Source organism: Streptomyces sp. NPDC006140 (assembly GCF_040628815.1).
In the GTDB taxonomy this organism is placed as follows: domain Bacteria; phylum Actinomycetota; class Actinomycetes; order Streptomycetales; family Streptomycetaceae; genus Streptomyces.
On record NZ_JBEXTS010000002.1, the window covers coordinates 147449 to 173398 of the forward strand.

General features: G+C 72.6%; 30 protein-coding genes and 1 riboswitch. Of the genes, 9 read left to right on the forward strand and 21 right to left on the reverse strand.

The window, feature by feature from the left end:
- Position 1: 1 nt before the first annotated feature.
- Positions 2–433 carry a hypothetical protein gene (locus ABZ386_RS05885; protein ID WP_351344701.1) on the forward strand — a complete coding sequence of 144 codons (432 nt, stop codon included), beginning with the start codon at positions 2–4 and terminating at the stop codon, positions 431–433.
- Between the two features lie 4 nt (positions 434–437).
- On the opposite strand, the gene mug is transcribed toward ABZ386_RS05885, so the two are convergent.
- The 6 genes from mug to ABZ386_RS05915 all read right to left on the reverse strand — a co-directional run bounded on the left by mug (position 438) and on the right by ABZ386_RS05915 (position 6782).
- Complete coding sequence (gene mug / locus ABZ386_RS05890) at positions 438–983, reverse strand: G/U mismatch-specific DNA glycosylase (protein WP_351344698.1); 546 nt, start codon at positions 981–983, stop codon at positions 438–440.
- Positions 984–996: 13 nt separating this feature from the next.
- A complete protein-coding gene (purB, locus tag ABZ386_RS05895) occupies positions 997–2439 on the reverse strand; it encodes an adenylosuccinate lyase (RefSeq protein ID WP_358963818.1) in 1443 nt (480 codons plus the stop codon).
- A 92-nt stretch (positions 2440–2531) separates the two neighbouring features.
- A complete protein-coding gene (locus ABZ386_RS05900) occupies positions 2532–3311 on the reverse strand; it encodes an SGNH/GDSL hydrolase family protein (protein ID WP_351344692.1) in 780 nt (259 codons plus the stop codon).
- Between the two features lie 73 nt (positions 3312–3384).
- Positions 3385–4398 carry a hemolysin family protein gene (locus tag ABZ386_RS05905; protein WP_351344688.1) on the reverse strand — a complete coding sequence of 338 codons (1014 nt, stop codon included), beginning with the start codon at positions 4396–4398 and terminating at the stop codon, positions 3385–3387.
- Positions 4395–5735: a hemolysin family protein gene (locus ABZ386_RS05910; RefSeq protein WP_358963820.1), complete on the reverse strand. Its 1341-nt coding sequence runs from the start codon at positions 5733–5735 to the stop codon at positions 4395–4397. Before ABZ386_RS05910 ends, ABZ386_RS05905 begins: the two co-directional genes overlap by 4 nt.
- Positions 5736–5891: 156 nt before the next feature.
- Entirely contained in the window at positions 5892–6782 is an 891-nt protein-coding gene (locus tag ABZ386_RS05915) for an MBL fold metallo-hydrolase (RefSeq protein WP_351344682.1), read from the reverse strand.
- A gap of 100 nt (positions 6783–6882) precedes the next feature.
- Here ABZ386_RS05915 and ABZ386_RS05920 point away from each other — a divergent pair, with 100 nt between their 5' ends.
- Genes ABZ386_RS05920 through ABZ386_RS05930 form a run of 3 tightly spaced genes read left to right on the forward strand, consistent with a single transcriptional unit; the run spans position 6883 to position 9076 of the window.
- Positions 6883–7098: a hypothetical protein gene (locus tag ABZ386_RS05920; protein WP_351344679.1), complete on the forward strand. Its 216-nt coding sequence runs from the start codon at positions 6883–6885 to the stop codon at positions 7096–7098.
- Positions 7085–8491, forward strand: coding sequence for an amidase (locus ABZ386_RS05925; protein WP_358963823.1), 1407 nt, complete (start codon positions 7085–7087; stop codon positions 8489–8491). The genes ABZ386_RS05920 and ABZ386_RS05925 overlap by 14 nt, the downstream gene beginning before the upstream one ends.
- A 42-nt stretch (positions 8492–8533) precedes the next feature.
- Positions 8534–9076, forward strand: a complete 543-nt coding sequence (locus ABZ386_RS05930; protein WP_351345085.1) for a TetR/AcrR family transcriptional regulator — start codon at positions 8534–8536, stop codon at positions 9074–9076.
- Here the strand turns inward: ABZ386_RS05930 and ABZ386_RS05935 are convergent.
- Genes ABZ386_RS05935 through ABZ386_RS05950 form a run of 4 tightly spaced genes read right to left on the reverse strand, consistent with a single transcriptional unit; the run spans position 9066 to position 13850 of the window.
- The gene (locus tag ABZ386_RS05935) at positions 9066–9491 is read right to left on the reverse strand and encodes a GNAT family N-acetyltransferase (protein ID WP_114250714.1); all 426 of its coding nucleotides are present in this window, start codon (positions 9489–9491) and stop codon (positions 9066–9068) included. The genes ABZ386_RS05930 and ABZ386_RS05935 overlap by 11 nt on opposite strands.
- A gap of 55 nt (positions 9492–9546) precedes the next feature.
- Positions 9547–10437 (reverse strand): LLM class F420-dependent oxidoreductase, encoded by an 891-nt coding sequence (locus tag ABZ386_RS05940; RefSeq protein WP_351344672.1) that lies wholly within the window; start codon positions 10435–10437, stop codon positions 9547–9549.
- A gap of 46 nt (positions 10438–10483) precedes the next feature.
- Positions 10484–13051, reverse strand: coding sequence for an ABC transporter permease (locus tag ABZ386_RS05945; RefSeq protein WP_358963825.1), 2568 nt, complete (start codon positions 13049–13051; stop codon positions 10484–10486).
- Positions 13052–13055: 4 nt separating this feature from the next.
- Positions 13056–13850, reverse strand: a complete 795-nt coding sequence (locus ABZ386_RS05950; RefSeq protein ID WP_351344666.1) for an ABC transporter ATP-binding protein — start codon at positions 13848–13850, stop codon at positions 13056–13058.
- Between the two features lie 137 nt (positions 13851–13987).
- Here ABZ386_RS05950 and ABZ386_RS05955 point away from each other — a divergent pair, with 137 nt between their 5' ends.
- Both ABZ386_RS05955 and ABZ386_RS05960 read left to right on the forward strand, forming a co-directional pair.
- Entirely contained in the window at positions 13988–14227 is a 240-nt protein-coding gene (locus tag ABZ386_RS05955) for a hypothetical protein (protein ID WP_003988727.1), read from the forward strand.
- Positions 14228–14231: 4 nt separating this feature from the next.
- A complete protein-coding gene (locus ABZ386_RS05960) occupies positions 14232–14606 on the forward strand; it encodes a fic family toxin-antitoxin system, toxin component (protein WP_351345082.1) in 375 nt (124 codons plus the stop codon).
- On the opposite strand, the gene ABZ386_RS05965 is transcribed toward ABZ386_RS05960, so the two are convergent.
- From ABZ386_RS05965 to bioB, 5 genes are all read right to left on the reverse strand, one after another.
- Positions 14607–15284 (reverse strand): class I SAM-dependent methyltransferase, encoded by a 678-nt coding sequence (locus tag ABZ386_RS05965; protein ID WP_356500636.1) that lies wholly within the window; start codon positions 15282–15284, stop codon positions 14607–14609.
- Positions 15285–15405: 121 nt separating this feature from the next.
- Positions 15406–16305, reverse strand: coding sequence for a class A beta-lactamase (gene bla, locus ABZ386_RS05970; RefSeq protein ID WP_358963828.1), 900 nt, complete (start codon positions 16303–16305; stop codon positions 15406–15408).
- An 85-nt stretch (positions 16306–16390) separates the two neighbouring features.
- On the reverse strand, positions 16391–17116 hold the full coding sequence (bioD, locus tag ABZ386_RS05975) for a dethiobiotin synthase (protein WP_351344656.1): 726 nt from the start codon (positions 17114–17116) through the stop codon (positions 16391–16393).
- A 13-nt stretch (positions 17117–17129) separates the two neighbouring features.
- Positions 17130–18410: an adenosylmethionine--8-amino-7-oxononanoate transaminase gene (locus ABZ386_RS05980; RefSeq protein WP_358964444.1), complete on the reverse strand. Its 1281-nt coding sequence runs from the start codon at positions 18408–18410 to the stop codon at positions 17130–17132.
- A 37-nt stretch (positions 18411–18447) separates the two neighbouring features.
- Positions 18448–19641 (reverse strand): biotin synthase BioB, encoded by a 1194-nt coding sequence (bioB, locus tag ABZ386_RS05985; RefSeq protein WP_356500640.1) that lies wholly within the window; start codon positions 19639–19641, stop codon positions 18448–18450.
- Positions 19642–19791: 150 nt separating this feature from the next.
- Between bioB and ABZ386_RS05990 the strand changes: the two genes are divergently transcribed.
- A complete protein-coding gene (locus ABZ386_RS05990) occupies positions 19792–20919 on the forward strand; it encodes an 8-amino-7-oxononanoate synthase (protein ID WP_351344647.1) in 1128 nt (375 codons plus the stop codon).
- Between the two features lie 66 nt (positions 20920–20985).
- Here the strand turns inward: ABZ386_RS05990 and ABZ386_RS05995 are convergent, their stop codons facing one another.
- Both ABZ386_RS05995 and ABZ386_RS06000 read right to left on the reverse strand, forming a co-directional pair.
- Entirely contained in the window at positions 20986–21216 is a 231-nt protein-coding gene (locus ABZ386_RS05995; RefSeq protein ID WP_351344644.1) for a DUF397 domain-containing protein, read from the reverse strand.
- Between the two features lie 10 nt (positions 21217–21226).
- On the reverse strand, positions 21227–22087 hold the full coding sequence (locus ABZ386_RS06000) for a helix-turn-helix transcriptional regulator (protein ID WP_114250703.1): 861 nt from the start codon (positions 22085–22087) through the stop codon (positions 21227–21229).
- A gap of 212 nt (positions 22088–22299) precedes the next feature.
- Here ABZ386_RS06000 and ABZ386_RS06005 point away from each other — a divergent pair, with 212 nt between their 5' ends.
- Positions 22300–22758 (forward strand): ATP-binding protein, encoded by a 459-nt coding sequence (locus ABZ386_RS06005; protein WP_351344638.1) that lies wholly within the window; start codon positions 22300–22302, stop codon positions 22756–22758.
- A gap of 81 nt (positions 22759–22839) precedes the next feature.
- Here the strand turns inward: ABZ386_RS06005 and ABZ386_RS06010 are convergent, their stop codons facing one another.
- The 4 genes from ABZ386_RS06010 to ABZ386_RS06025 all read right to left on the reverse strand — a co-directional run bounded on the left by ABZ386_RS06010 (position 22840) and on the right by ABZ386_RS06025 (position 25564).
- Positions 22840–23484, reverse strand: a complete 645-nt coding sequence (locus ABZ386_RS06010) for a DUF6328 family protein (RefSeq protein WP_355722668.1) — start codon at positions 23482–23484, stop codon at positions 22840–22842.
- A gap of 80 nt (positions 23485–23564) precedes the next feature.
- Positions 23565–24038, reverse strand: a complete 474-nt coding sequence (locus ABZ386_RS06015) for a C40 family peptidase (RefSeq protein WP_114250700.1) — start codon at positions 24036–24038, stop codon at positions 23565–23567.
- Positions 24039–24041: 3 nt separating this feature from the next.
- Positions 24042–24254: riboswitch (cyclic di-AMP (ydaO/yuaA leader) on the reverse strand.
- A 358-nt stretch (positions 24255–24612) separates the two neighbouring features.
- The gene (locus tag ABZ386_RS06020) at positions 24613–24921 is read right to left on the reverse strand and encodes a hypothetical protein (RefSeq protein WP_031114994.1); all 309 of its coding nucleotides are present in this window, start codon (positions 24919–24921) and stop codon (positions 24613–24615) included.
- Positions 24922–24928: 7 nt separating this feature from the next.
- Positions 24929–25564: an ATP-dependent Clp protease proteolytic subunit gene (locus ABZ386_RS06025; RefSeq protein WP_351344631.1), complete on the reverse strand. Its 636-nt coding sequence runs from the start codon at positions 25562–25564 to the stop codon at positions 24929–24931.
- 90 nt (positions 25565–25654) lie between these two features.
- On the opposite strand from ABZ386_RS06025, the gene ABZ386_RS06030 reads away from it, so the two are divergent.
- Entirely contained in the window at positions 25655–25942 is a 288-nt protein-coding gene (locus ABZ386_RS06030) for a type II toxin-antitoxin system Phd/YefM family antitoxin (RefSeq protein WP_114250698.1), read from the forward strand.
- Positions 25943–25950 lie beyond the last annotated feature (8 nt).

Below are 25950 nucleotides of genomic sequence, written 5' to 3' on the forward strand. Positions count from 1 at the left end.
CATGAACATCGCACAGCACATCGCCCTCATCGACGAGCTGTGCTACCGCCCCTTTCCGGCGGAGCACGGCCCGTCGGACGTCGGCGTCTCGGGTCCCGGCCACCACGTCGCGGTGTTAGAGGCCGCCGCGGACGACGACCCGGCGCGGTGGGCGGTGGTGGTCGACCAGTTCGAGAAGGACCGGGACGCCGTCTACGAGTTGCTCGCCTCACGCTGGGGCGACACCCCGCCCTACAACCTGCAGACCGTCCTCCTGCGCACCGAGCGCGAGGAGATACCCCGGCCGTGGGCCGAGCTGAGCGAGCGCGCGAACGTCGCCCACCTGTGGGAGGTGGAGGGCACGGGTCGCTGGGTCGCCGTGGCGGTGACCGACCGGGACGCGTCGCGGGAGGTCCAACTGCTGGCCCTGGTGACGGAGTTCGACCCGCCCTGAGCGATCAGCCCCCGGCGGCTTCCCGCAGCCGACCGAACTCCTCGGCCATCGTCTCGGCCGTCCAGTGCGCGTTCAGCCCGCTCGGGTTGGGCAGCACCCACACGCGCGTGTCCCCGATCGTCCGCGCCTGCGGCCCGACCTGGGCCTTCCGGTCGTCGAACGCGGCCCGGTACGCGGTCACGCCCACCACGGCCAGCCAGCGCGGCCGCAGCCGCCCCACCTTCAGTGCGAGCAGCCGCCCGCCCTCCCGGTACTCCTCCGCGCTCAGCTCGTCGGCCCGGGCGGTCGCCCGCGCCACGACGTTGGTGATGCCGAGCCCGTACGACAGCAGTTCCCGCTGCTCGGACGGCTTCAGCAGGCGCGGTGTGAACCCGGAGCGGTGCAGCACCGGCCAGAAGCGGTTGCCCGGGCGGGCGAAGTGATGGCCCGTCGCGGCTGTCATCAGACCGGGATTTATGCCGCAGAACAGCACCCGCAGACCGTCCGCGACCACGTCCGGCACGACACGGTCGCGGGCGGCCTCCAGCTCCTCGGGCGTGAAACGGGGCATCGCGCGCGGCGCGTCAGAGGATCGCGCCGGGCGTGTAGCCCGCGGCCTGGGGGTGCTGCTTGACGATCTCCTCGACCCGGGCGACGACGGCGGCGACCTGGTCGCCCGCGGCACCCGTGAAGGACAGCTTGTCGGCCATCAGCGCGTCCAGCTCGGCGCGGTCGAGCGGGATGCGCGCGTCGGCGGCCAGCTTGTCGAGCAGTTCGTTGCGCTCGGCGCCCTGCTCGCGCATGGCGAGCGCGGAGGCGACGGCGTTCTCCTTGATCGCCTCGTGTGCGAGCTCGCGGCCCACGCCCGCGCGCACGGCGCCCATGAGGACCTTGGTGGTGGCGAGGAACGGCAGGTAGCGGTCCAGCTCCCGGGCGACGACCGCCGGGAACGCGCCGAACTCGTCGAGCACCGTCAGGAACGTCTCCAGCAGGCCGTCCAGCGCGAAGAACGCGTCCGGCAGCGCGACCCGACGCACCACCGAGCAGGACACGTCGCCCTCGTTCCACTGGTCGCCCGCCAGCTCGCCGGTCATCGAGGCGTAGCCGCGCAGGATCACCATCAGGCCGTTGACGCGCTCGCAGGAGCGGGTGTTCATCTTGTGCGGCATGGCGGAGGAGCCGACCTGGCCGGGCTTGAAGCCCTCCGTGACCAGCTCGTGCCCGGCCATCAGCCGGATCGTCTTCGCCAGCGACGACGGGGCCGCCGCCAGCTGCACCAGCGCGGTGACGACCTCGTAGTCCAGCGAGCGCGGGTAGACCTGGCCGACCGAGGTGAACGCCTGCGAGAAACCCAGGTGCGTGGCGATGCGCTGCTCCAGCTCGGCGAGTTTCGCGGCGTCCCCGCCCAGCAGGTCGAGCATGTCCTGCGCGGTGCCGACCGGGCCCTTGATGCCGCGCAGCGGGTAGCGGCCCAGCAGCTCCTCGACGCGGCCGTAGGCGACGAGCAGCTCGTCGGCGGCGGTCGCGAAACGCTTGCCGAGGGTGGTGGCCTGCGCGGCCACGTTGTGCGAGCGGCCGGCCATGACCAGCTCGCCGTACTCGCCGGCCAGCTTGCCCAGGCGCGCCAGGACCGCCACCGTGCGGTCGCGCATCAGCTCCAGCGACAGCCGGATCTGCAGCTGCTCGACGTTCTCGGTGAGGTCGCGGGAGGTCATGCCCTTGTGTACGTGCTCGTGCCCGGCGAGGTCGTTGAACTCCTCGATCCGTGCCTTCACGTCGTGCCGCGTGACCTTCTCGCGCTCGGCGATGGAGGCCAGGTCGACCTGGTCGAGGACACGCTCGTAGTCGGCGAGCGCCGCGTCCGGCACCTCGATCCCGAGGTCCTTCTGGGCGCGCAGCACGGCGAGCCAGAGCTGCCGCTCCAGCCTCACCTTCTGCTCGGGCGACCAGAGCGTGGCGAGCTCGGCGGAGGCGTACCGTCCGGCGAGGACGTTCGGGATGCGGGGCTTGGCGGGAGCGGAAGTCACGTGGACGGATTCTACTGGCGATTCGTGCAGGCCAGCGCCGCGGGTGTCCTTGTCGGAACCTACGAGAGCGGCCGATCCGTCCCCACCTGCGGCTACGCGAGGTCCTCGTACGGCAGGAGCTCCGGCCGCTTCGGCGGCAGGCCGTCGCCCGAGGAGCGGCCCGTCAGGCGGCGGCCGATCCACGGCAGCAGGTGCTGCCGGGCGAACCGTATGTCCGCCGCGCGCCGCATCACCCAGCCCGGCGGCAGCGTCGCGGGCATCGGCGTGCGCCACTCGGTGTCCTCGGGCTCGTAGCCGAGTTCCTGCCACACGGCCTCGGCGACCCGGCGGTGGCCCTCGGCGGTCAGGTGCAGCCGGTCCACGTCCCACAGCCGCGGGTCGCTCAGGGACGGCGCGCCGTACAGGTCGACGACGATCGCGCCGTGCCGCGCGGCCAGCTCGTCGACGCAGGCGAACAGCTCCTCCATGCGCGGCCGGAACCGCTCCAGCACCGGACCCTGGCGGCCCGGGCTGCGCATCAGCACGAGCTGCCGGCACGAGGGGGCCAGCTTCTCCACGGCCTCCTCCAGCAGCCCGCGCACCCGGCCCATGTCGCACTTGGGCCGCAGGGTGTCGTTGAGCCCGCCCACCAGCGTGATCACGTCGGCGCCCATGGCCGCCGCGACGTCCACCTGCTCGTCGACGATCTGCCGGATCAGCTTGCCGCGCACCGCGAGGTTGGCGTACCGGAAGCCGGGCGTACGGGCCGCCATCCGCGCGGCGAGCAGGTCGGCCCAGCCCCGGTAGGTGCCGTCGGGCAGCAGGTCCGACATGCCCTCGGTGAAGGAGTCGCCGACCGCTACCAGGCTGCTGTAGGTGGGGTTCGTGTCCATGGCGGCGGAAATGATATCCCGTGCACATACCCAGCGGTCGGTCACCCGCTGGCGAGCACCGGCGGCCGGTCCCTCACGCCCGCTGACCGAACAGCTCCCGCAGCACGTCCTCCATCGTCACCAGCCCGGCCAGCCGCCCGTCCGCCCCGAGGACCGCCGCGAGGTGCGTACGGCTGCCCCGCATCGCCGTGAGGACGTCGTCCAGCGGCGTGCCCTCCCGCACGCGCGCGATGGGCCGCATGTCCCGCAGCCGGAACGGCACCTCGCGCCCGGCGGCGTCCAGGGCGTCCTTGACGTGCAGATAGCCGACGATCCGCCGCCCCTCGTCCACCACCGGGAACCGCGAGAACCCGGACTCCGCCGACAGCCGCTCCAACTGCTCCGGAGTGACGCCCACGCGCGCGTAGACCACGCGCTCCAAGGGCAGCACCACGTCGCGCACCGGGCGGCGGCCCAGCTCCAGCGCGTCGTGCAGCCGCTCCTGGGCGCGGTCGTCGATGAGCCCGGCCTCGCTTGAGTCCTTCACGATCTGCGCGATCTCCGCGTCCGAGTAGGAGGCGGCCACCTCCTCCCGGGCCTCCACCCGCAGCAGCTTCAGCAGCGTGTTGGCGAAGGCGTTCACCGTGAAGATCACCGGCCGCAGCGCCCGGGACAGCGCCACCAGGGGCGGTCCGAGCGTCAGCGCGCTGCGCACCGGCTCCGCGAGCGCGATGTTCTTCGGCACCATCTCGCCGAGCAGCATGTGCAGATACGTCGCCAGGGCCAGCGCGATCACGAAGGACACCGCATGCCCCGCGCCCTCGGGCACGCCCACCGCGTGGAACACCGGCTCCAGCAGGTGCGCGATCGCTGGCTCGGCGACCACGCCCAGCACCAGCGTGCACAGCGTGATGCCGAGCTGCGCGGCCGCCATCAGCGCGGACACGTGCTCCAGGCCCCACAGCACACTCTTCGCACGCCGGTCGCCCTGGTCGGCGTACGGCTCGATCTGGCTGCGGCGCACCGAGATCAGCGCGAACTCGGCGCCGACGAAGAAGGCGTTGACGACCAGCGTCGCCAGACCGATCAGCAGCTGTACGGCGGTCACAGCTCGACCCCCTTCTCGTCGGGCTTCTCGTCGTCGAGGGGCGCGCACAGCAGGACCCGGGCCGCCCGGCGGCCCGTGGCGTCCAGGACCTCCATCCGCCAGCCGGCGACCTCCAGCCGGTCACCGGCGGCCGGTATCCGGCCGAGCACCGTCGCCACCAGCCCGGCGAGCGTCTCGTACGGCCCCTCCGGCGCGCGCAGCCCGACGCGCTCCAGGTGGTCCACGCGCGCGGAGCCGTCCGCCGAGTACAGGGCGTGGCCGGACTCGTCCGTGCCGGCCGGCGCGAGGTCCGGCAGTTCGTGCGGGTCGTGCTCGTCGCGCACCTCGCCGACGACCTCCTCGACGATGTCCTCCAGGGTGGCCACACCCGCCGTGCCGCCGTACTCGTCGATCACCACGGCCATGGTGCGCTTGCCGGAGAGCCGGTCCAGGAGGCGGTCGACGGTGAGCGTCTCGGGGACCAGCAGCGGCTCGCGCATCAGCTCGGAGACGAAGACCCGGGTCCGGCGCTCGGCCGGAACCGCCAGCACGTCCTTGACGTGCGCGGTGCCGACGACCGAGTCGAGCGTGCCGCGGTAGACGGGGAACCGGGACAGGCCGGTGGCCCGGGTCGCGTTCGCCACGTCCTCCAGGGTCGCCTGCACCTCCAGGGCGACGACCTGCACCCGCGGCGTCATCACGTTCTCCGCGGTCAGGTCGGCGAGGTTCAGCGTCCGCACGAACAGCTCGGCGGTGTCGGCCTCCAGGACGCCCTCCCTGGCGGAGTGCCGGGCGAGCGCCGCCAGCTCCTGCGGCCCGCGCGCCGAGGCCAGCTCCTCGGCGGGCTCCACGCCGATCCGGCGCACGACCCGGTTCGCCGTGTTGTTCAGGTGCGTGATGAAGGGCCGGAACGCGGCGCTGAACCAGCGCTGCGCGTTGCCCACGGTCTTGGCGACGGTCAGCGGCGAGGAGATCGCCCAGTTCTTCGGCACCAGCTCGCCGACGACCATCAGGAACACCGTCGACAGCGCCGTGCCCAGCACCAGCGCGAGGCTGTGCGACGCCGAGCGCGAGACGCCGAGGTCCTCCAGCGGCCCGGCGATCAGCGCGGCGATCGACGGCTCGGCGAGCATGCCGACGACCAGGTTCGTGACGGTGATGCCGAGCTGCGCCCCGGAGAGCTGGAACGTCAGGTTCCGTACGGCCTTCAGCGCACCCTGCGCGCCCCGTTCGCCGCGCTCCACCGCCCGCTCCAGCTCGGCGCGCTCGACCGTGGTGAGGGAGAACTCCGCCGCCACGAAGGCGCCGCAGGCGAGCGAGAGCAGGATCGCCGCGAGGAGGAGGAGCACTTCGGTCATCGGTTCACCCCCGTTCCATGGTTGTCCAGGACGGGGCCGGACGCGCGGTGTCGCGGACTGGGAGGCTCGCCCATGGGCGGACGCTCACAACCTTTCATAGGGAACCGAGTGGCCATCCCAGGGTAAAGGATGGGCAAAGTCCTGCGGCCGGTGTGCTCAGTGGGAGTCGGCGGGGGCGGGGACGAGCCGGTACGCGCCCTCGTGCGCGACGACGTGCCCGGCGGTGGGCGGTGCGAAGTGGGTGCCCAGGAGGAGGGTGTCCGTACCGGCGAGCGCGCCGAGCAGCTCGCGACGTGAGGCCTCCGACCGCCCGGGGTCGATGTCGACGCAGGCGCCGATACCGGGGTGGGCGAGCTGGACGGGGTGGTGGAGGCAGTCGCCGGTGATCAGTGCCGTCCGGCCGCGGCTGGTCAGTTCGACGGCGACATGGCCGGGGGTGTGCCCGGGCGTCGGGAGCAGGCGCAGTCCCGGGGCGACTTCGAGGTCCTCTGCGGGGACGTCGAGGAGGTCCAGCAGCCCCGCCTCCTCCACCGGGATCACGGAGTCGCGGAACATCTGCCGGCGCGCCTCGTCCATGGCGTACCCGGCCCAGAACTCCCGCTCGGTGCGCGAGGTCAGGTAGCGGGCGTTCGGGAAGGTGGGCACCCACGCGCCGTTCACCTCCCGGGTGTTCCAGCCGACGTGGTCGGCGTGCAGATGGGTGAGGATCACCAGGTCGACGGAGTCCGGGGGGAAACCGGCGGCGGTGAGGTGCCGGAGGTAGTCGGTGTCCAGGTCGTGCCAGCCGGGGTTGGCCCGCTCCTTGCCGTTGCCGATGCCGGTGTCCACCAGGACGCGCAGCCCGTCGGCCGTGAAGGCGAAGCTGTGGCTGTCGGCGCGCAGGACGCCTTCGTCGTCGGCGAAGTGGGGGCGCAGCCAGTCCTGCCCGGCGACGACGTCCGGGGTGGCGTCGGGCAGCAGCCAGGCTCCGGTGGCGGGCGGCAGCGGGATCTCGTCGATGCGGTGAACGGTGATGTCGCCCACGGTCCAGGAAGCGGGTGTCGGCAAGGGCCCTCCTCGGTGCGCTTAACGCAATCTGTTTGCGTTAAGGCGACGGTAGATCCTAAAGTCTCGTAACGCAAACAATTAGCGTTTACAGGGGAGCCTCATGTCCTGTCCCGCACTCACGCCACCCGAAACGGCCCGCTGGGCCCATCGCGCCGGGCTCGTGCTGCCCGCCGACCGCCACGCGGCGGTCGCGGCCACCGCGGACCACATCCACTCCGTCGTGGCGGTCCTGCGGGAGCTGGACTTCGGGGACACCCCGCCCGCCCCCGCCTACCGCGTGGCCGTCGCGAAGGGCACGCACGATGCAGCCGTATGAACTGACGCTCGCTGCCGCCGCCGACGCGATCGGGGCACGCCGGCTGTCCCCCGTCGAGCTGACCGACTCCGTACTGGAGCGCATCGAGCAGGTGGAGCCCCGCCTCCGGGCCTACGTCACCGTCGACGCCGAGGGCGCGCGCCGGGCGGCGCGCCAGGCCGAGAACGACATCGCGGCCGGTCGCCACCGCGGTCCGCTGCACGGCATCCCGATGGGCCTGAAGGATCTGATCGACGTCGCCGGTACGGCCACATCGGCCGGTTCCCGGGTGCGGTCCGGCCACCGCGCGCAGGCCGACAGCACCGTCGCCGCACGCCTGTCCGTGGCCGGAGCGGTCCTGCTCGGCAAGACCCACACGCACGAGTTCGCCTACGGACTGACCACCCCGCAGACCCACAACGCCTGGGACCCCGGCCGGGTCGCGGGCGGCTCCAGCGGCGGATCGGCCGTCGCCGTCGCCGCCGGCACCGCCACCTTCGCCCTGGGCACCGACACCGGCGGATCCATCCGGGTGCCCGCAGCGCTGAACGGGGTCGTCGGCCTCAAGCCGACCTACGGCCTCGTCCCGCGCCACGGCGTCACGTCCCTGTCCTGGTCCCTGGACCACGTCGGCCCGATCGCCCGCACCGCCGAGGACGCGGCCCTGGTCCTCGCGGCCCTGGCCGGCCACGACCCCCGCGACCCCGCGTCGCTGACCGCATCCCCGGCGCACTACCGGCCGGGCCCGGACCCGGATCTGACCGGCCTGCGGATCGGTGTGCCGCGCACCTACTACTTCGACCACGTCGACCCGGAGGTGGCAGCCGCCGTCCGGAGCGCGATCGACCGGCTCCAGGCACTCGGTGCCCGTCTCGTCGACGTCGACATCCCCATGACCCGCTACATCCAGGCCACCCAGTGGGGCCTGATGGTGCCCGAGGCCACCGCCTACCACGAGGGCAGCCTGCGCACGGTCCCCGAGCTCTACCAGGCCGACGTCCGGATCCTCCTGGAGGCCGGAGAACTGATGCCCGCCGGGGACTACCTGCGGGCCCAGCGCTCGCGCACCCTCATGAGGCGGGAATGGGCGCGGCTGCTGCGGGAGGTCGACCTGATCGCCGCCCCCAGCGTGCCGATGACCGCCGTCGCGGCCGGCCAGGAGACGGTCACCTGGGCCGACGGCACCGTCGAGGGCGTCTCCGACGCCTATGTGCGGCTCTCGGCCCCGGCCAACATCACCGGCCTGCCCTCCCTCTCGATCCCGGTCGCCCACGACACGGCGGGGCTGCCGATCGGCATGCAACTCCTCGGGCCACCGCTCGGCGAGAGCCTGCTGCTGCGGGTCGGGCACGCCTGCGAACAGACAGGACCGGCCCACGGTCTCGCGCCCGCGACCCGAGCAGCGCTGCGCTAGAAGCAATGGGTTCGCTTTAGGGTGGGTTCCGTGAGCAGGCAGATGGTGCGCCCCGGCGGGCGCAGCGCCCGGGTCCAGGCGGCGGTGCACACCGCCGTGCGCGAACTCGCCTCGGAGGTCGGCCGCGACGCCCTGACGGTGCCGATGGTCGCCCAGCGCGCGGGCGTGACGCCGTCCACGATCTACCGCCGCTGGGGAGACCTGCAGGTGCTGCTGTCGGACGTGGCGGTCGAGCGGCTGCGGCCCGACACCGAACCCGGCGACCACGGCACCCTGGCATCCGACCTGACGGCCTGGGCCGAGCAGTTCCTCGACGAGATGTCCTCGCCCGCCGGCCGCGCCTACATCCGCGACGCCCTCCTCGGCGACCCGGACGGCGGCAACGCAGGCCAGTGCTCCGCCTACGCCGCCGAGCAGATCGACGTCATCCTCCGTCGCGCGTCCGAGCGGGGGGAGCCGGCCCCGGGTGCCGAGACGGTCATCGACCAGGTCGTCGCGCCCATGATGTACCGCATCCTGTTCCGGCCGGACGGGCTCGACGCCGCCTACGCCCACCGGCTCGTGGCAGGAGTCCTCAGCCGATGAGGGGCTTCACCCAGCGCCGCCACCGCTCCTCGGGCGCGTAGCCGGCGGCACCCCACGCCCGGTGCGCGGTCTCGTTGCGCGTGAGCACCATCGCGTCCGCGCGCCGCCCGCCGAGCCGTACGAACCGCTCCTCGGCCGCGGCGAGCAGCGCGGAGGCGACGCCCCGGCGACGGTGGTCCGGATGCACGGCCAGCCGGTAGAGATGGCAGCGCCAGCCGTCGAACCCCGCGATCACCGTGCCGGCCAGCTCGCCGCCCCGCTCGGCCAGGAGCAGGGCCTCGGGGTCGCGCGCGACCAGCCGCTCCACGCCACCGCGGTCGTCGCTGATGCTCGTGCCCTCGGCGGCCACCTTCCAGAAAGCCAGCACGGTGTCGAGGTCCTCGGGCGTCGCGGCCCGGATGCGCAGCTCCGTCATGCCGTGATCACATCACGCACTACCGGCCGGGACAGGCCGTTCCACCATGCGGACGTCAGGCCTCGCGCACCCGGGCCATGACCGGAGCGAACGCCTCCATATAGGGCTCCAGGACCGTGAAGTACGTGAAGCCGTAGCGCTTGCGCCGGGCCAGGACCTGCTCCGCCAGCTCGTCCGGCGTGCCGACCAGGGAGACGGGAAGGTCCAGCACCTGCTCCACCGTCAGGTCCGGCACCAGTTCCAGGAACGGCTGGACGGCGGCCTCCCGGTCCTCCGTGCCGATCACCAGCTGCAGCAGCAGGTTGAGCTCGGGCTGCTCCTCGCGGTGCCGCGCGAACTCCAGCCACCGCGCCACGCGTTCGTCGAGCTCCTCCGCGGTGATCGGCGTCAGCTGCCCGGTCGTGCTGCCCGGCACCGTACGCGCCCCGGTGAACGCCGCGATGTCGGCGTGCTCGGCGCTCAGCCGCAGCATGCGGTCGCCGTTCCCGCCGATCAGCAGCGGCACCCGGGGCCGCTGCGCCGCCTGCGGCCGGTGCTCCTGCGAGCCCAGCAGCCGCCCCAGCTCCTCGACCGTGCGCCGCAGATGGTCCACCCGCTCGCCCGGCGAGCCGAACGGCAGCCCGGCCGACTCGTGCTCCGCCCGCACATAGCCGGTGCCCAGGCCGAGCTCCAGACGGCCGCCCGTCAGCGCGTCCGTCGTCGCCACCTCGCGGGCCAGCAGCGTCGGGTTCCAGAAGCCCGCGTTGAGCGTGAAGGTGCCCAGCCGCGGACGCTCGGTGGCCTCCGCCGCCGCCACGAGCGCGGGAAAGGGCGCGGGCATGCCCAGATGGTCGGGGACCAGGATCACGTCGTACCCCAGCTCCTCGGCCCGGCGGCACTTGGCGCGCCACTCCCCGGCGGACGCGGGTTGCAGCAGGTTGACCCCGAAGCGGAACGGACGCGACATGAACTCTCCTCACACAGAAGCGACTTGAGTACCCGCCGCGATTCCATCACTCGTGTGCGATGGCCGCCAGTACGTTCATGCGGGAGGCACGCAACGCCGGCAGCAGCGCCGCCACGACCCCGATCACCGCCGAGCCGATCACCACGGCGACGATCGTGACCCACGGGATCGCGAGGGCCGTCATCCCCTGGAGCGCGAGCACCTGCTGCGTGCACACGCCCCACACCAGCCCCAGCGCGAGCCCCAGGACCGCGCCGAACACGGCGATCACCACCGACTCCAGCCGGATCATCCGCCGCAGCTGACGCCGGGCCAGGCCGATCGCCCGCAGCAGCCCGATCTCCCGGGTGCGCTCGACGACCGACAGCGCGAGGGTGTTGACCACTCCGAGCACCGCGATGATGATCGCCAGTCCCAGCAGCGCGTACACGAGGTACAGCAGGACGGCGATCTGGTCGTGGACGAGTTGCTTGTAGTCGGCCAGGTCCCGCACCTGCACCTGCGGATACGGGTCGAGGGCCGCCTCCAGGCGCGCGCGCAGCTCGTCGTCGCCCGTGCCCGGGGCGGCGTTGACGTACAGCGCGGAGTCCTGCCCGCCCGGCGCGTACCGCTCCAGCGTGCCGAGACCGAAGTAGAGCCCGCCCTGCGTGCCGAACCCCTCGGCGGAGTCCTGGTCGGTGAGGGCGCCGACCGTCAGCTCGGCCGAGCGTCCGCCCTGGAACTCCACCGGGACCGTGCTCCCTGCCCGTACGCCGTGGTCGCGGGCGAAGTCCCGGTCCATGGCCAGGCGTCCGTCCGCGAGCGCGGCCGCCGAGTCCCCCGCCGTGTAGGTGATGTTGGCGACCTCGTCGAGCCGCGGGTCGTAGCCCGCCGCGGTCGTCTCCACGCGGTCGCCGTCCGGCAGCCGCACCGCGACCGGCGTGAACCGCCCCCGCACGACGAGGCCCACACCTTCGGTGCCGCGCACCTCGTCGGTGACCTCCTTGGGGAACGGCAGGAAGTTGGTGTTCTGGATGACGAAGTCGGCACCCAGCGTCCTGTCGATCTGCCGGTCGAACGACGCGGTCATCGACTCGCTCGCCACCGACATGCCGCCGACCAGGGCGAGACCGACCATCAGGGCGGCCGCGGTGGCTCCGGTACGGCGGGGATTGCGCAGGGCGTTGCGCTGGCTCATCCGGCCGACCGACCCGAACAGCGCGGGGAAGGCCCCGCCGAGCACGCGGATCACCGGGCGTACCAGCAGCGGACCGGCGATCACCGTCGCGATCAGGGTCAGCACGACCCCGAGGCCCAGCAGGGACGCCGCCGACGCCGTCCGCTCGGACACGGCGCACCCGGCGAGCGCCGCCGCCCCGGCCGCCCCGACGACCGCGCCCGCCACCGCGCGCACCCGCAGCGGCCGGCCCACCCCGGCGACCTCGGCGTCCGACAGCGCCGCCATCGGCGAGACGCCCGCGGCCCGCCGCGCCGGCAGGTACGCGGCGACGAAGGTGACGCCGAGACCGACGACATACGCCGCCACGGGCGTCACCCAGCCGATGACCATCTCGTCGGCGTCGATGTTCATGCCGAGCAGACCCATCAGCTCGATGAGCCCGGCGGCGAGCCCGATGCCCACGGCGAGCCCCAGCGTGGAGCCGGCCAGGCCGAGCAGGAGGGCCTCGGTGAGTACCGAGCGGCGGACCTGGCGCCGGTCGGCGCCGAGCGCGCGCAGCAGGCCCAGCTCCCGGGTGCGCTGCGCGATGAGCATGGAGAAGGTGTTGACGATCAGGAACACGCCGACCAGCACGGCGATCCCGGCGAAGCCGAGCATCACGTACTTGATGACGTCGAGGAACCCGCCCAGCTGCTCGACGTCGGACTCGGCCTGCTCGTCGGCCGTCCGGAAGTCGTAGGTGTGCGGGCCGAGCGCGGCGGCCACGCGCTGCTTGAGCTGCTCGTCGCCGACCCCGTCGGCCGCGTCGACCGAGATGCTGGTGGCGGCCCGCGGGTCGCCCAGCAGTTTCGTCCGCGCGGTGGACGGGTCGAGGAAGACCAGCGCGGCGCCCGGGTTGGTGGTGGTGAACGTGACGATGCCGACCACCCGGACCTCGAACGACCCGGGCGGCGCGATCACGGTGAGGGTGTCGCCGATCGCCACGTCCTTGCGGTCGGCGGTCTCCGAGTCGAGCAGCGCCTGGCCGGGTCCGCGCGGAGCGTGGCCGGAGGTCAGCTCCACGGGGCTGCGCTCGTTCGGGTTCCAGGCGTTGCCGAGCGTGGGTGCCCCGGTGGTCGGGCCCACCGGCTCGTTGTTCTCGTCGGCGACCGTGAGGCCGTTCACGTCCACCTCGGCCCGTGCCGCCGCGACCCCGTCGATCTGCCGCACCCGTTCGGCGAGCGCGGCCGGCAGGGTCGCCGTCCGGCCGGAGGGCACCGCCTCGTCGAGGTCCTCCTTCGGGCTGACGGTGACATCGGCGGCGGTGGAGGCGAACAGCCGGTCGAAGGTGCGGCTGACGGTGTCCGAGAAGATCAGGCTCCCCGTGACGAACGCGACGGACAGCAGGACGGCGAGCGCGGAGAGCAGCAGCCGCCCCTTGTGCGCCAGGAAGCTCCTCAGGGTCGCCTTGAGCACGGGATCAGCTCTCCTCGAAGCGCGTGCGGATCACGTCGAACCTCTTCATCCGCTCCAGCACCGCTTCCGCCGTCGGCCGCGGCATCTCGTCGACGATCCGGCCGTCCCCGAGGAAGAGCACCAGGTCCGAGTGGGCGGCGGCGCCCGGGTCGTGGGTGACCATGACGACGGTCTGGCCGAGCTGGTCCACCGCCTCGCGCAGGAAGCCGAGCACCTCCAGACCGGCGCGCGAGTCGAGGTTGCCGGTCGGCTCGTCCGCGAAGATCAGCTCGGGCCGCGAGGCCAGCGCCCGCGCACAGGCCACGCGCTGCTGCTGACCGCCGGAGAGCTGGGAGGGCCGGTGCCCGAGCCGGTCCCGCAGACCGAGCGTGTCGATGACCTGGTCCAGCCACTTCTCATCGGGCTTCCTGCCCGCGATGTCCATGGGCAGGGTGATGTTCTCCAGCGCGTTCAGGGTGGGGATGAGGTTGAACGACTGGAACATGAACCCGATCCGGTCCCGGCGCAGCCGGGTCAGCTCGCGCTCCCGCAGCCCGGTGATCTCGGTGTCGCCGAGCCACACCCGGCCCGCCGAGACGGTGTCGAGCCCCGCCAGGCAGTGCATCAGCGTGGATTTCCCGGAGCCCGACGGCCCCATCACCGCGGTGAACCGGCCGCGCACGACGTCCACGTCCACCGAGTCGAGCGCCAGCACGGTCGTCTCGCCCGAGCCGTACGCCTTGGTCAGACCGCGGGCGCGGGCCGCGATCCCGTCGGCCGGCGCGAGGCCGGGGGCGTGCTCCGCAGCAGGTGTGGACAAGGCCGCCTCCTTGAGGGTCTGCGTCGGGACCTCCTGGCTCTACCCGAGGGTAATGTGACCCGGCCCACACTCGGCATCCTCCGTGGGTCGGACTCCCGCCCTTGCCGGTGCTAGCGTCCGCGCGCTAGCTTCGAGGTATGGCGAAGACCCAGCTGAACGTGCGCGTCGACGAGGGCACCGCCCGCGCCGCCCGCGAGCGCGCCCTGGCCCGCGGGATGAGCGTCAACCGCTACATCGAGGAGCTGGTCAGACAGGACACCGGCGAGGTGGGCCACACGTTCGTGGAGGCCGCCGCCGACTTCATGAAGCAGTACGAGTCCGTCTTCGCCGAGGAGTTCGGCCCGGACCGTGAGGGCACGCGCGAAGGTCGCCACTGAACCGTTGAACAACCTCGAGATCGACCTCGCCTGGCTGCTGATGCTCGCCGAGCAGAAAACCCCCGGCGACCCGCAGGTCACCGACTGGGGAGCCCTCGTCGCCGCCGTCGCCCGCCACCAGGCCCGGATCTTCGACGTCCCCGTCTACGACGGCCCGCACGCCCGCGCCGCCGCGCTGCTCCAGCTCCTCATCCACGTCCCCGCACTGGAACGCTCCAACGCCCTGTTCGCCTCCGCCGTCGCCTACGCCTACCTCGTCGCCAGCGGCGCCAAGGTCGTCACCTCGCCCGAGCAGGTCCGCGACCTCGCCCGGCTGATCAAGAGCGGCGAGGCGTCCGTACGGGACATCGAGCGGGAGCTGCGCCAGTGGAGCCTGTGACTACGCGCCGGCCCCCGGGCGCCAGGCCGTGCCCATGACGCAGTACGAGGTGGGCAGCACCGGCCCCTGCTCCGGCATCATCACCCGCCGGTAGGGGCCGAGCTCGAACCCGGCGTCCCGCAGCGCCCGCACGGGCTCCCGCGACAGATGGCAGCCGCCGTTCAGCACCGGCCACAGCGTCCGGTCCAGCGCGTGCTGCGTACAGGTCATGACCCGGCCGCCGCCCCGGCCGTGCTCGAAGAACCGCACCTCACCGCCCGGCCGCAGCACCCGCCGCAGCTCCCCGAGCGCCCGGGGCACGTCCCGCACACTGCACAGCACCAACGACACCACAGCCGCGTCGAAGCCCTCGCTCTTGACCGGCAGCGCCTCGGCCGCCCCCGGCACCACGTCCACCGGGACGTCGGCGCGCAGGGCGGCCTCGACGGCCAGCCGCCGCAGCCGCCGCTCCGGTTCGATGGCCACGACCTCCGCGACGGTGCCCGGGTAGTGCGCGAAGTTCAGCCCGTTGCCCGCGCCGATCTCGATCACCCGCCCGGACAGCCCGCCGAGCAGCCTCTCGCGCACCCGGCCCATGCCCAGCCGGGTCTCGGCGTGCACGCTGACCCGGGCGTAGTAGCGGGCGAACAGCGGATGGCGCACGGCATCCCGCGGCACCTTGCCGGAGCGGAGCGGCATGGGGACCTCCCTGACGAGGCGGGCTACCGCGATTCTCCCCCGCGGGGACCCGGCGCACCCCTGCCCGCCGGGGACGCCGACGATCCAGGTGGCCCGCGGCGGCCCCTCCTCGACCCGCCGGTCAGGCGAGTTCCGCCGCCAGCAGCTCCGCCGTCCCGGCCACCAGCGGGTTGTCGGCCGGGGCGTCCTCCTCCGGCTGGGTGGTCAGGACGGACATCACGACCGGGGGACCGTCCGGCGGCCAGGCGATGCCCACGTCGTGGTTGCCGCCGTACCGCCCGCCGCCGGTCTTGTCGGCGATCAGCCAGTCGGCCGGCAGGGCCTTGCGGAACTTCTCGGCGCTCGTGGTGTTGCGGAGCAGCCAGTCCGTCAGCCTGGCCCGGTCCCGCGGCTGAAGCGCGTCCCCGAGCACCAGGCGGGCGTAGGTCAGGCCGATGGCGCGCGGGGAGGTCGTGTCGGTCACGCGCCAGGGTTCCGCGCTGTTGAGCTCGGGCTCCCATCGGTCGAGCCGGGTGACCCCGTCACCGATCGAGCGGGCGAACCGCGTGATCGCGGTCGGTCCGCCCAGCTCCTTCAGCAGCAGGTTGCCCGCGGCGTTGTCGCTGAACCGGATGGTGGCGTCGCAGAGTTCGGCGACGGTCATGCCGGTCGCGACGTGGTCCTCGGTGACGGGGGAGTACCCGGAGTCCGTGACGTACTCCTGGGTGTAGTGGATGCGCCGGGCCAGGAACCCGCCGTCGCGGTCGAGGTCGCGCAGGACGGCCGCGGCGGCGAGCGTCTTGAAGACCGAGGCCATGGGGAAGAGTTCGTCGGCCCGGTACGCCACCGTCCGGCCCGTGCGCAGGTTGCGGGCGTACACCCCCAGGCGGGCGGTGTGTTCCTGCTCCAGTTGCCGCAGCCGCGCGGTGACGCCGCCGGTGCGCGGTGAGGCCTGGGCCGTGCCGCCGCCCCACGAGAGAGCGGCGGCCGCGCCCAGCACGAGGGCCGCGCGGCGGGACGGGCGTGAGTGTCGGGTGTGCACGGTGTTCCCTTCGGGAGGTGATCACGTACGTAGGTCAACACGTGAGGAACGTCCGCGCCGGTTTCACCGCACGGCCGCGGGACTCTCAGGAGGCCGGCGGCGCCTCCCGCACCCGGAACGCCTCCGCGTCCCACGTGCCGTCCAGGCGGGGCGCCAGCCAGTGCGGCGCGGCCGCCCGGAAGGCGGCGGGGGCGAGGGCCCCCGACCCGGCGGGCACCGAGCCCAGCAGCGGCGCCCCGGCCACGTCCGGCAGGTCCGCGAGATTGCAGCGCGCGGCGAGATCCGGTTCCGCGGGCCAGCTCCCGATCACCACACCCGCGGGCTCCAGCCCCCGGGAGCGGAGTTCGCGTGCCGTCAGCTCCGTCGTGTTCAGCGTGCCGAGCCCGGCCGGTGCCACGATCAGCACCGGCGCCGACAACAGCCCGGCCGCGTCCGCCAGCGTGCCGCCGGCCGCGTCGAACCGTACGAGCAGCCCGCCCGCCCCCTCCACCAGCACCAGGTCGTGCTCGGTGGCCAGCTTGGCGGCGGCCTCCGCGACCTCGTGCGGATGTACCGGGGCGCGACCGGCCCGGCGGGCTGCCGTGGCCGGCGCCAACGGGTCCGGATAGCGGTCGAGTTCGGCCGTCGTCACCGCTCCCGCGAGACGCGCGACCTCCGCCGCGTCCCCCGGTTCGTCCGGGCGCACGCCCGTCTGCGCGGCCTTCAGCACGGCCACCGAACGGCCGGCCGCCAGGGCCGTCGCGGCGACGGCGGCGGTCACCACCGTCTTGCCGACCTCCGTGCCCGTGCCCGTGATCACCAGTACCGGCATGTCATCACCCCGCTCATCCTTCCCGCGCCGCCGCGCACACCGCCCGCGCGATCCGCGCCAGGTCCGCGTCGCCCGTGACGTACGGCGGCATGGTGTAGATCAGATCGCGGAACGGGCGCAGCCACACGCCCTCGCGCACGGCCGCCGCCGTCGCCGCCTCCATGTCCACGGCGTGGTCGAGCTGCACGACCCCGATGGCGCCGAGGACCCGTACGTCCGTCACGCCCGGCAGGCCCGAGGCCGCCGCGAGCCCGTCCCGCAGTCCCGCCTCGATCCGCTTGACCTCCGCGAGCCAGTCCTGGCCCAGCAGCAGCTCGATCGAGGCGCAGGCCACGGCCGCCGCCAGCGGGTTGCCCATGAAGGTCGGCCCGTGGGCGAGCACCGGGACCTCGCCCCGCGAGATGCCGTCGGCCACCCGCGCGGTGCACAGCGTCGCCGCCATCGTCAGGTAGCCGCCGGTCAGCGCCTTGCCCACGCACATCACATCCGGCGTCACCGCCGCGTGCTCCGCCGCGAACAGCGCGCCCGTGCGGCCGAAACCGGTGGCGATCTCGTCGAACACCAGCAGCACGCCGTGCGCGTCGCACGCCTCCCGCAGCACCCGCAGATAGGCGGGGGAGTGGAACCGCATCCCGCCCGCGCCCTGCACCACCGGCTCGACGATCACCGCCGCCAGCTCGTCGGCGTGCCGCCCGATCAGCGACCGCAGGTGCTCGGCGTACGTCTCGTCGTACTCCGCCGGGGGCGGGTCCGCGAACACCTGGCGCTGGAGCACCCCGGTCCACAGCTCGTGCATCCCGCCCTCGGGGTCGCACACCGACATCGGCTGCCAGGTGTCGCCGTGGTAGCCGCGGCGCCAGGTCAGCAGCCGCTGTTTGCCGGGGTGGCCCAGCGAGCGCCAGTACTGCAGGCACATCTTGACCGCGACCTCGACCGACACCGACCCGGAGTCGGCGAGGAAGACGTGCTCCAGGCCCTCGGGCGACAGGTCGACCAGGAGCTTCGCCAGCCGTACGGCGGGCTCGTGGGTGAGCCCGCCGAACATCACGTGGCTCATCCGCCCGAGCTGCTCGCGCGCGGCCTCGTTCAGCACCGGGTGGTTGTAGCCGTGGATCGCCGACCACCAGGACGACATGCCGTCGACCAGTTCCCCCGAGCCGTCGGCGAGCCGCAGCCGCACCCCGCTCGCCGACTCCACGACGAGCGGTTCCTGCCGGCCGGGCATCGGCCCGTACGGGTGCCACACATGCCGCCGGTCGAGCTCCAGCAGCTCGGGCACCGTCAGTTCGGGCACCGTCAGCTCAGGCACCGTCTGCTCGGGCACCGTCCGCTCAGGCATTGGGCGCGAGGTCCGTCCCGGCGCCCCGGCGGCGTACGGCGACCAGGTCGGTACGGGGCTCACCGGCCTGCGCGGCGACCTGCGGGCCGGCCTGAGAGGCGGTCTGCGACGCGGCGTCGGAACCGCGCGCCCCGTCACCCCCGGAGCCGCACACGCCGCCACCGTCGTGGCAGCCACCGGCGGCCCGGTGCTCCGGCAGCGTCACCTGGTCGGTGCCCTCCACCTCGAACCCGGCGTCCGCGATCATCTCCAGGTCGGCCTTGCCCGCCTGGCCCTCGCTGGTGAGGTAGTCACCGAGGAAGATCGAGTTGGCCAGGTGCAGGGCGAGCGGCTGCATCGTGCGCAGATGGACCTCGCGCCCGCCCGCGATGCGGACCTCCACGTCCGGGCAGACGAACCGCGTCATCGCCAGGATCCGCAGGCACCGCTGCGGCGTGAGGTTCCACTCCTTGCCCAGCGGGGTGCCCTCGAACGGGATGAGGAAGTTGACCGGAACCGAGTCCGGGTCCAGCTCACGCAGCGAGAAGACGACGTCGACCAGGTCCTCGTCCGTCTCGCCCATGCCGGCGATCAGCCCCGAGCAGGCGGACAGGCCCGCCGCGTGCGCCTTGTTGACCGTGTCGACGCGGTCGGCGTACGTGTGCGTGGTCGTGATGTCCCCGTACGTCGCCTCGGACGTGTTGAGGTTGTGGTTGTAGGCGTCGGCGCCCGCCTCGCGCAGCCGCTCGGCCTGGCCGTCGGAGAGCAGCCCGAGGCAGGCGCACACCTCGACGCCCTCGTTCTTCTCCTTGATCGTCCGGATCGTCTCGGAGACCCGGTCCACGTCCCGGTCGGTCGGGCCGCGCCCGCTGGCCACCAGGCACACCCGCTTGGCGCCCCCCGCCACACCGGCCGCCGCCGCGTCGGAGGCCTGGTCGGGTTTGAGCCAGGTGTACTTCAGGATCCCGGCCTCGGAGCCGAGCCGCTGCGAACAGTAGGAGCAGTCCTCGGGGCACAGACCGGACTTCAGGTTGACGAGATAGTTGAGTTTCACCCGCCGGCCGAACCAGTGCCGGCGCACCTTCCCGGCCGCGGCCACCACATCGAGCAGGTCGTCGTCGGACGTCGCGAGGACGGCCAGTGCTTCGTCACGGGTCGGCAGCTCGCGCCGAAGCCCCTTGTCCACCAGCGTGTTCAGCAGGTCCATGGAAGCCGATCCTGTCCTACGGAGCGGCCCGCGGCCAAGGAGAGTTCGCACAACAGAGTCGCTTCGAGGTGTGGGTATTGCCACACAGTGACCTGCGGGAGGTCCCGCTAGTGTCTGTGCACTGCCTACAAATTCCCCGGAGGACCACCCATGGCGTTCGGCTGGATCGACGAGCAGGCGCGGCTGCGCCGCCGCGCCGGACTCGTACGGACCCTGCGCCCCCGTCCGGCCGCCTCGCCGCTCCTCGACCTGGCGAGCAACGACTATCTGGGCCTCGCCCGCCACCCCGAGGTCACCGAGGGCGCGGCCCGCGCCGCGACGACCTGGGGCGGCGGCTCGACGGGCTCCCGGCTCGTCACCGGCAGCACCGAACTGCACGCGGAACTGGAACGGGAACTGGCCGATTTCTGCGGTGCGGAGGCGGCCCTGGTCTTCTCCTCCGGTTACGCGGCCAACCTCGCGGCGGTCACCGCGCTGGCCCCGCACGGCTCGCTGATCGTCTCCGACGCGGGCAACCACGCCTCGCTCATCGACGGCTGCCGGCTGGCCCGCGGCACGACCCAGGTCGTGGCGCACGCCGAGCCGGAGGCCGTGCGCAAGGCGCTGGCGGGCCATGACGGCCCGGCGATCGCCGTGTCCGACACGGTCTTCTCGGTCGACGGCGACGCGGCCCCGCTCGCCGCGCTCGCCGAGGCCTGCCGGGAGCACGGCGCCGGACTGGTCGTCGACGACGCCCACGGCCTGGGCGTCCTCGGCGACGGCGGCCGCGGCGCCCCGCACGCGGCGGGACTCGCGGGCGCCGACGATGTCGTCGTGACGCTCACGCTGTCCAAGTCGCTCGGCAGCCAGGGCGGGGCCGTCCTCGGCCCGGCCCGGGTCGTCGACCACCTGGTCAACGCGGCACGGACGTTCATCTTCGACACGGGACTCGCCCCCGCCGCGGCGGGGGCGGCCCTCGCGGCCCTGCGCCTGCTGCGCCGCGAGCCGGAGCGGGCGGCGCGGGCCCGCGCGGTGGCGGGCGAGCTGTACGCGGGCCTGACCGCCGCGGGTCTGGAAGCGGTGCGTCCGGACGCCGCGGTGGTCTCGGTGCGGGCGCCCTCTCCCGAGGACGCCGTGCGCTGGGCGGCCCAGTGCCGCGCGGCGGGCCTGGCCGTGGGCTGTTTCCGTCCTCCTTCCGTGCCGGACGGCATCTCACGGCTCAGGCTGACCGCCCGCGCGGACCTGACCGGTCAGCAGATCGAACGCGCTGTACGGCTGATCGGCGAGACGCGACCATGAGTCGGCGTGACACGGCCGTGCGTCGCACGATGGCGGGCTGATCGGACGGGGTTCACCTACCGGGGTTCACATACGGTCCACCGCGGCCGTGAACTCCGCCCAGCTCCTCGGGGAGAAGAGCAGCGCGGGCCCGGCCGGGGCCTTGGAGTCGCGCACGGCGAGGAGTCCGGCCCAGGGAGGAGTGTCCGGACACGCGGTCTCGACGCAGTTGTTCGCGCCGGTGCTGTAGCTGCTGCGCAGCCACCGCACACCGTGCAGTTCGATGCTTGAGGGGACATGACGAGGCAGTGCACGCATTGGTGCCTCCTTACGCGCCGGCGGCTGTCCCGGCGATGAAATCCAACGAGTCCTCGGGCGAAAGGGCGTGGATCTGAAGGGCGTTGAAGGCCTCCGTGTAGGCCCGGAGGTCTTCTTTCCGTTCGAGATAGAGGCTACTCGTCAAGTGGTCGAGAACAACCACATCCAGATCAGAAGTGCTCGAAAATGAGAAGACAACGAAAGGGCCGGTGACACCGATGTGCGCCCCGGCGGCGAACGGCAGCACCTGGAGCCGTACTTGGGGCAGCCGCGCCGCCTCGACCAGGCGTTCCAGCTGCCGGGCCATGACCCCGGGCCCGCCCACCTCGCGACGCAGCACCGCCTCGTCCAGCACGGCGCTCAGCTCCAGCGGCGGATCCGCGCGCAGCACGTCCTGCCTGGCCAGCCGCACTTCGACGAGTGTGTCGAGCCGGTCCTCCGACAGCCCCTCCACCGCGGCCCTCGTCACCGCACGCGCGTACTCGGGCGTCTGGAGCAGGCCCGGGACGACGGTGGTCTCCAGGGTGCGCATCGCGCTGGCCTGGGACTCCAGGCTGATGAAATCCCGATAGGTCGGCGGCAGCACCCCGCGGTAGGCGTGCCACCAGTGGTGCCGGCCGTCGCTGTCCTCGGACCCCGCCAACACCATGAGCAACTCGCGAAGTTGGGAGTCTGCCACACCGTAGGCGTCGAGGAGTAACCGCACATCGGCCGGTTTCACCCCACTCGTGCCCGTCTCGATCCGGCTGACCTTCGACTGGTGCCAGCCCACCAGCCGGGCCGCCTCACCGCTGGTGAGCCCCGCCGAGGTGCGCAGCGCACGCAGTTCGGCGCCCAGTTTCCGCCGGCGCACCGCGGGACCGTGCTGCATGGCTCCTCCTTACTCCTTCCGAGCCACCCAAATACGGTCTCGCGTCGCAGAGTTCACCGCTTTGAGCGACAGATATATGCATATCTTGGTGGATCGCCGTCCTTCATGGGTGTTCTGGTGGCAGTCTGGCGACGAAGCACCAGTCCGGGACCGTACTCGAACCTTCCGCTCCGTGTCGGCCTGCGGTCCCGTGGGAAAGGGACGACGTCGCCATGGCAGACCATTTGGAAGCCTCCGTCACTCTGCCGAGCGATCCCGCCTCGGTCTCCGCAGCGCGCGCCTACGTGGTGGGCACGCTGGCGGAGTGGGGCCTGCCGGCGGACACGGAAGTGTCCGACACCATCCGGCTCATCATCTCCGAACTCGCCACCAACGCCGTCCAGCACACCTTCGGACAGTCGCCCACGTTCACGGTGGACGTCGAGCTCGACCGTGACGAGCACCTGCGCGTCGGTGTCACGGACAGCCACCCGCGCTTGCCCAGACGGCTCCCGGCCGCCGTCCAGCAGGACAACGGCCGCGGCCTGGCCATCATCCGCTGGCTGACCGCGGAGTACGGCGGCAGGCTCCGCGTCCGCCCCACCCGTGAGGGCGGCAAGACCATCTCCGTCGAACTCCCCTGGACGGTCCCGGCCCAGCCGGTGACGGCGGCGGGACAGCAGGAGCCGTAACGTCACAGCGGCGCATCCCCGGGCGTCTCGGGCACCGAAGCACCGGCCCGGCCCCCTGCGCGCCGGCCGCCACCGCCCGTGTCACCGGCGTCGCGCCGACGCCTCCCGACGCGGTGCCGTTCCCCGAAGCGGTGCCGTTCCCCGCAGCGCCGACGGCTGCCTGACGGTGTCCCGCAGCTGCGCCGGAACCCTGACGGTTCCCGACCGGGGTGAGGCCGGTTCCTCCGCCGTCCCGGCCGTCTCGTCACGCAGGCCCGCCCGCCGCACCAGCCGGGGGAGCAGCCCCCACAGGCCGACGCAGACCAGGAAGGTCGCCACGCTCGCGGCGATGCCGCCGGCCCGGCCGGTCGTCACATCGACCACCAGCAGCACGGAACCGCTGAACGCGAACACGAGCACGACCAGGCCGGTGGTGGCCAGGCGCGAGGAGACTTGCACGATGCGCGGCTTGGCGCCCTGCTGGAAGAGCGAGCGGTGCAGCGCGGCCGGCGCGGTGAACAGCGCCGCGGCCAGGACCGCCAGCAGCAGCGTGATGACGTAGGTGACGCGCTGGACCGTGTCGAGGTCCTCGAAGCGCGAGGTGAAGGCGAGCGACAGCAGGAAGGCGAAGAGGATCTGTACGCCCGTCTGGGTGACGCGGAGTTCCTGGAGCAGCTCGACGAAGTTGCGGTCGGCGCGCTGCAGCGGCGTCTCGTTGCGTGCGGTGCAGGGACGGTGCTCGGCCATGGGGGGACGGGTAACCACGTGAGCCCGTATCACGCTCCGGCGTGCGGCGGCGCGTCAGGACGCCGCCGCACGCCGGGCGGCTACTTCACGCGCCCGTACCAGACGCTCTTGGTCCAGATCTTCTGCAGCCGCACCACGTCCCCGGTCTTCGGGGCGTGCCAGAGCTTGTTCTTACCCGCGTAGATACCGACGTGGTACACGCTCTTGCCCGAGTGGAAGAACACCAGGTCCCCCGCCTTGCGGTTCTTGGCGGAGATGTGGCGGGTCTTGTTGTACTGCTGGGCGGCCGTGCGGGGCAGTTTCTTGCCGGCCTTCTTGAACGAGTACAGCGTGAGCCCGGAGCAGTCGAACCGGTGCGGCCCGGTGGCGCCGTACTTGTAGGGCGAGCCCTTCTTCGAGGCCGCGATCTGGAGTGCCTTCGTCGCAGGTGTGGCTGCCGCGGCCTCCGAGGAGAAGCCGGGGGCCACGATCGAGCCGCCCACCGCGGCGATGGTGAGGGCCGAGGCCGTTCCGGCCCGGGCCATGAGCGACGGGACACGATTGAGCGCAGTCATGCGCAACCCTTCGTCAGCCGCCTGTGAAGGATGACCTGTCGGATTCGGGCTGGCGAAGTTGCCCGGCCGCTGACGCGGCTTCACCCCAAGGGCTGCTCGGACCCGGTCATGGCGTGACCGTCCCGGCGACCCGTCGTGCTTGGGTCCTCCACTCCTGCCGATCCACTTCTGTCGACCGGTCATCCGGGCGGCGGCAGGACTCGGCGTCCGCCCGGATCGCCCCGCCGCTGTGGCGGGGGCTTGTCGTCAGACAGGGATCTTGACTCATGCTTGACCCGAAATCCCAACGGAACCGGGGATTTGTGTTGTTACTCACCACTCACCCGTTCGGGTGGACACGTCTGTGTTCGAGCCACCGTCTACTGCTCCGCGGACCTTCGGACCAGGCATGGAATGTCCCATTCCGCCCCACGGCTACGCGCGTTGCGCAACTGAGGGGGTCCAGAAAAAGGATCCCTGTCTACTCCGAACAGGGGTACGTCGTTCGGTCCGTTTCGACTCAGGCCCGGGACGCTCCGTCGGCAGAACGGGCGCCCGGGCCGTCGGATCCGCGTCAACGGCCGTCCGAGCCGCGTCAGCTGACGGACTCGGGCGGCAGCGTGAGCCTGGCCGTGCGCCGCTCACCGTCCAGCACGCGCAGGGCCCGGGCCAGCGTGCCGGCGTGCAGTTCCGTCTCGCCCCGCTGGTGCATCAGGGTCAACGCGTCACGCAGCGCGGTCGCCTTGCCGACCAGGGCCTGGGCGGCACGCAGCCCGCGGTAGGTGTCGCCGTGCAGCGCCGGATTGATCCGGCCGAGCAGGTCGACGACGTCGAGGTAACGGTCGATCAACTCCGCCTCGGCGCGCGTCAGCGCGGGCAGCGGCGGCAGTTCGGGCGGCAGCACCGGAGCCTCACCGCCCGGTCGGCGTGGCCAGGATGGCCTCGCGGTTGGGGAGGACCCGGTCCACCAGGCCGTACTCCACCGCCTCCTGGGCGGTGAGGATCTTGTCCCGCTCGATGTCCGCGCCGACCTGCTCCGGGGTGCGGCCCGTGTGCCGCGCGAGCAGCTCCTCCATGCGCGTCCGGATGCGCGTCAACTCGTCGGCCTGGATCGCCAGATCGCTGGCCTGGCCGTGGACCGGTTCGGGCAGCGACGGCTGATGGATCACCAGACGCGCGCCGGGGAGCACGGATCGCTTGCCGGGCGTGCCCGCGGACAGCAGCACCGAGGCGGCCGCGCCGGCCTGGCCGAGGCAGATCGTCTCCACGTCACAGGTGACGTAGCGCATCGTGTCGTAGATGGCCGTCATTGCGTGGAAGGAGCCGCCGGGGGAGTTGATGTAGAGCGCGATGTCGCGGTCCGGGGCCTGGTGTTCGAGGTACATGAACTGGGCCATCACGTCGTTCGCCGAGGTCTCGTCCACCGGTGTCCCGAGGAAGACGATCCGCCCCTCCAGCAGCTTGGAGTACGGATCCATCGTCCGGTGCCCGGACGACGTGCGTTCGGTGAACTCGGGCAGCACGTGACGGGCGGACGGTCGGGTCATGACGAACCCCTCCTTGCGGGCAGAGCCGTCTCCGGCGACGGCTGTCTCTGTAAAAAATGTACAGGACGTACGTGCCGTTATGATGGGTGCATGGCCTACGAGATTCCGGTGACGCAAGCCAGGGCTGAACTCGCCGACTTGATCAACCGCGTGGTGTACGCCGGCGAGCGCGTCGTCGTCACCCGGCACGGCAAGCCTCTCGTCGCCCTCGTCTCGGCCGATGACCTGCGGCGACTCGAGGAACTGGCGGAGTCGGCGGAGCCCGCCGAGGAGCAGGTGATCAGCGCCGTCTCCACGGTCCGCGAGGTCGCGTCCGCTCCTCGCGAACAGCAGCGGTTCGGCATCGCGGCGGAGCACCGGAGGGCCGGCCCGGCCTGATCAAGACG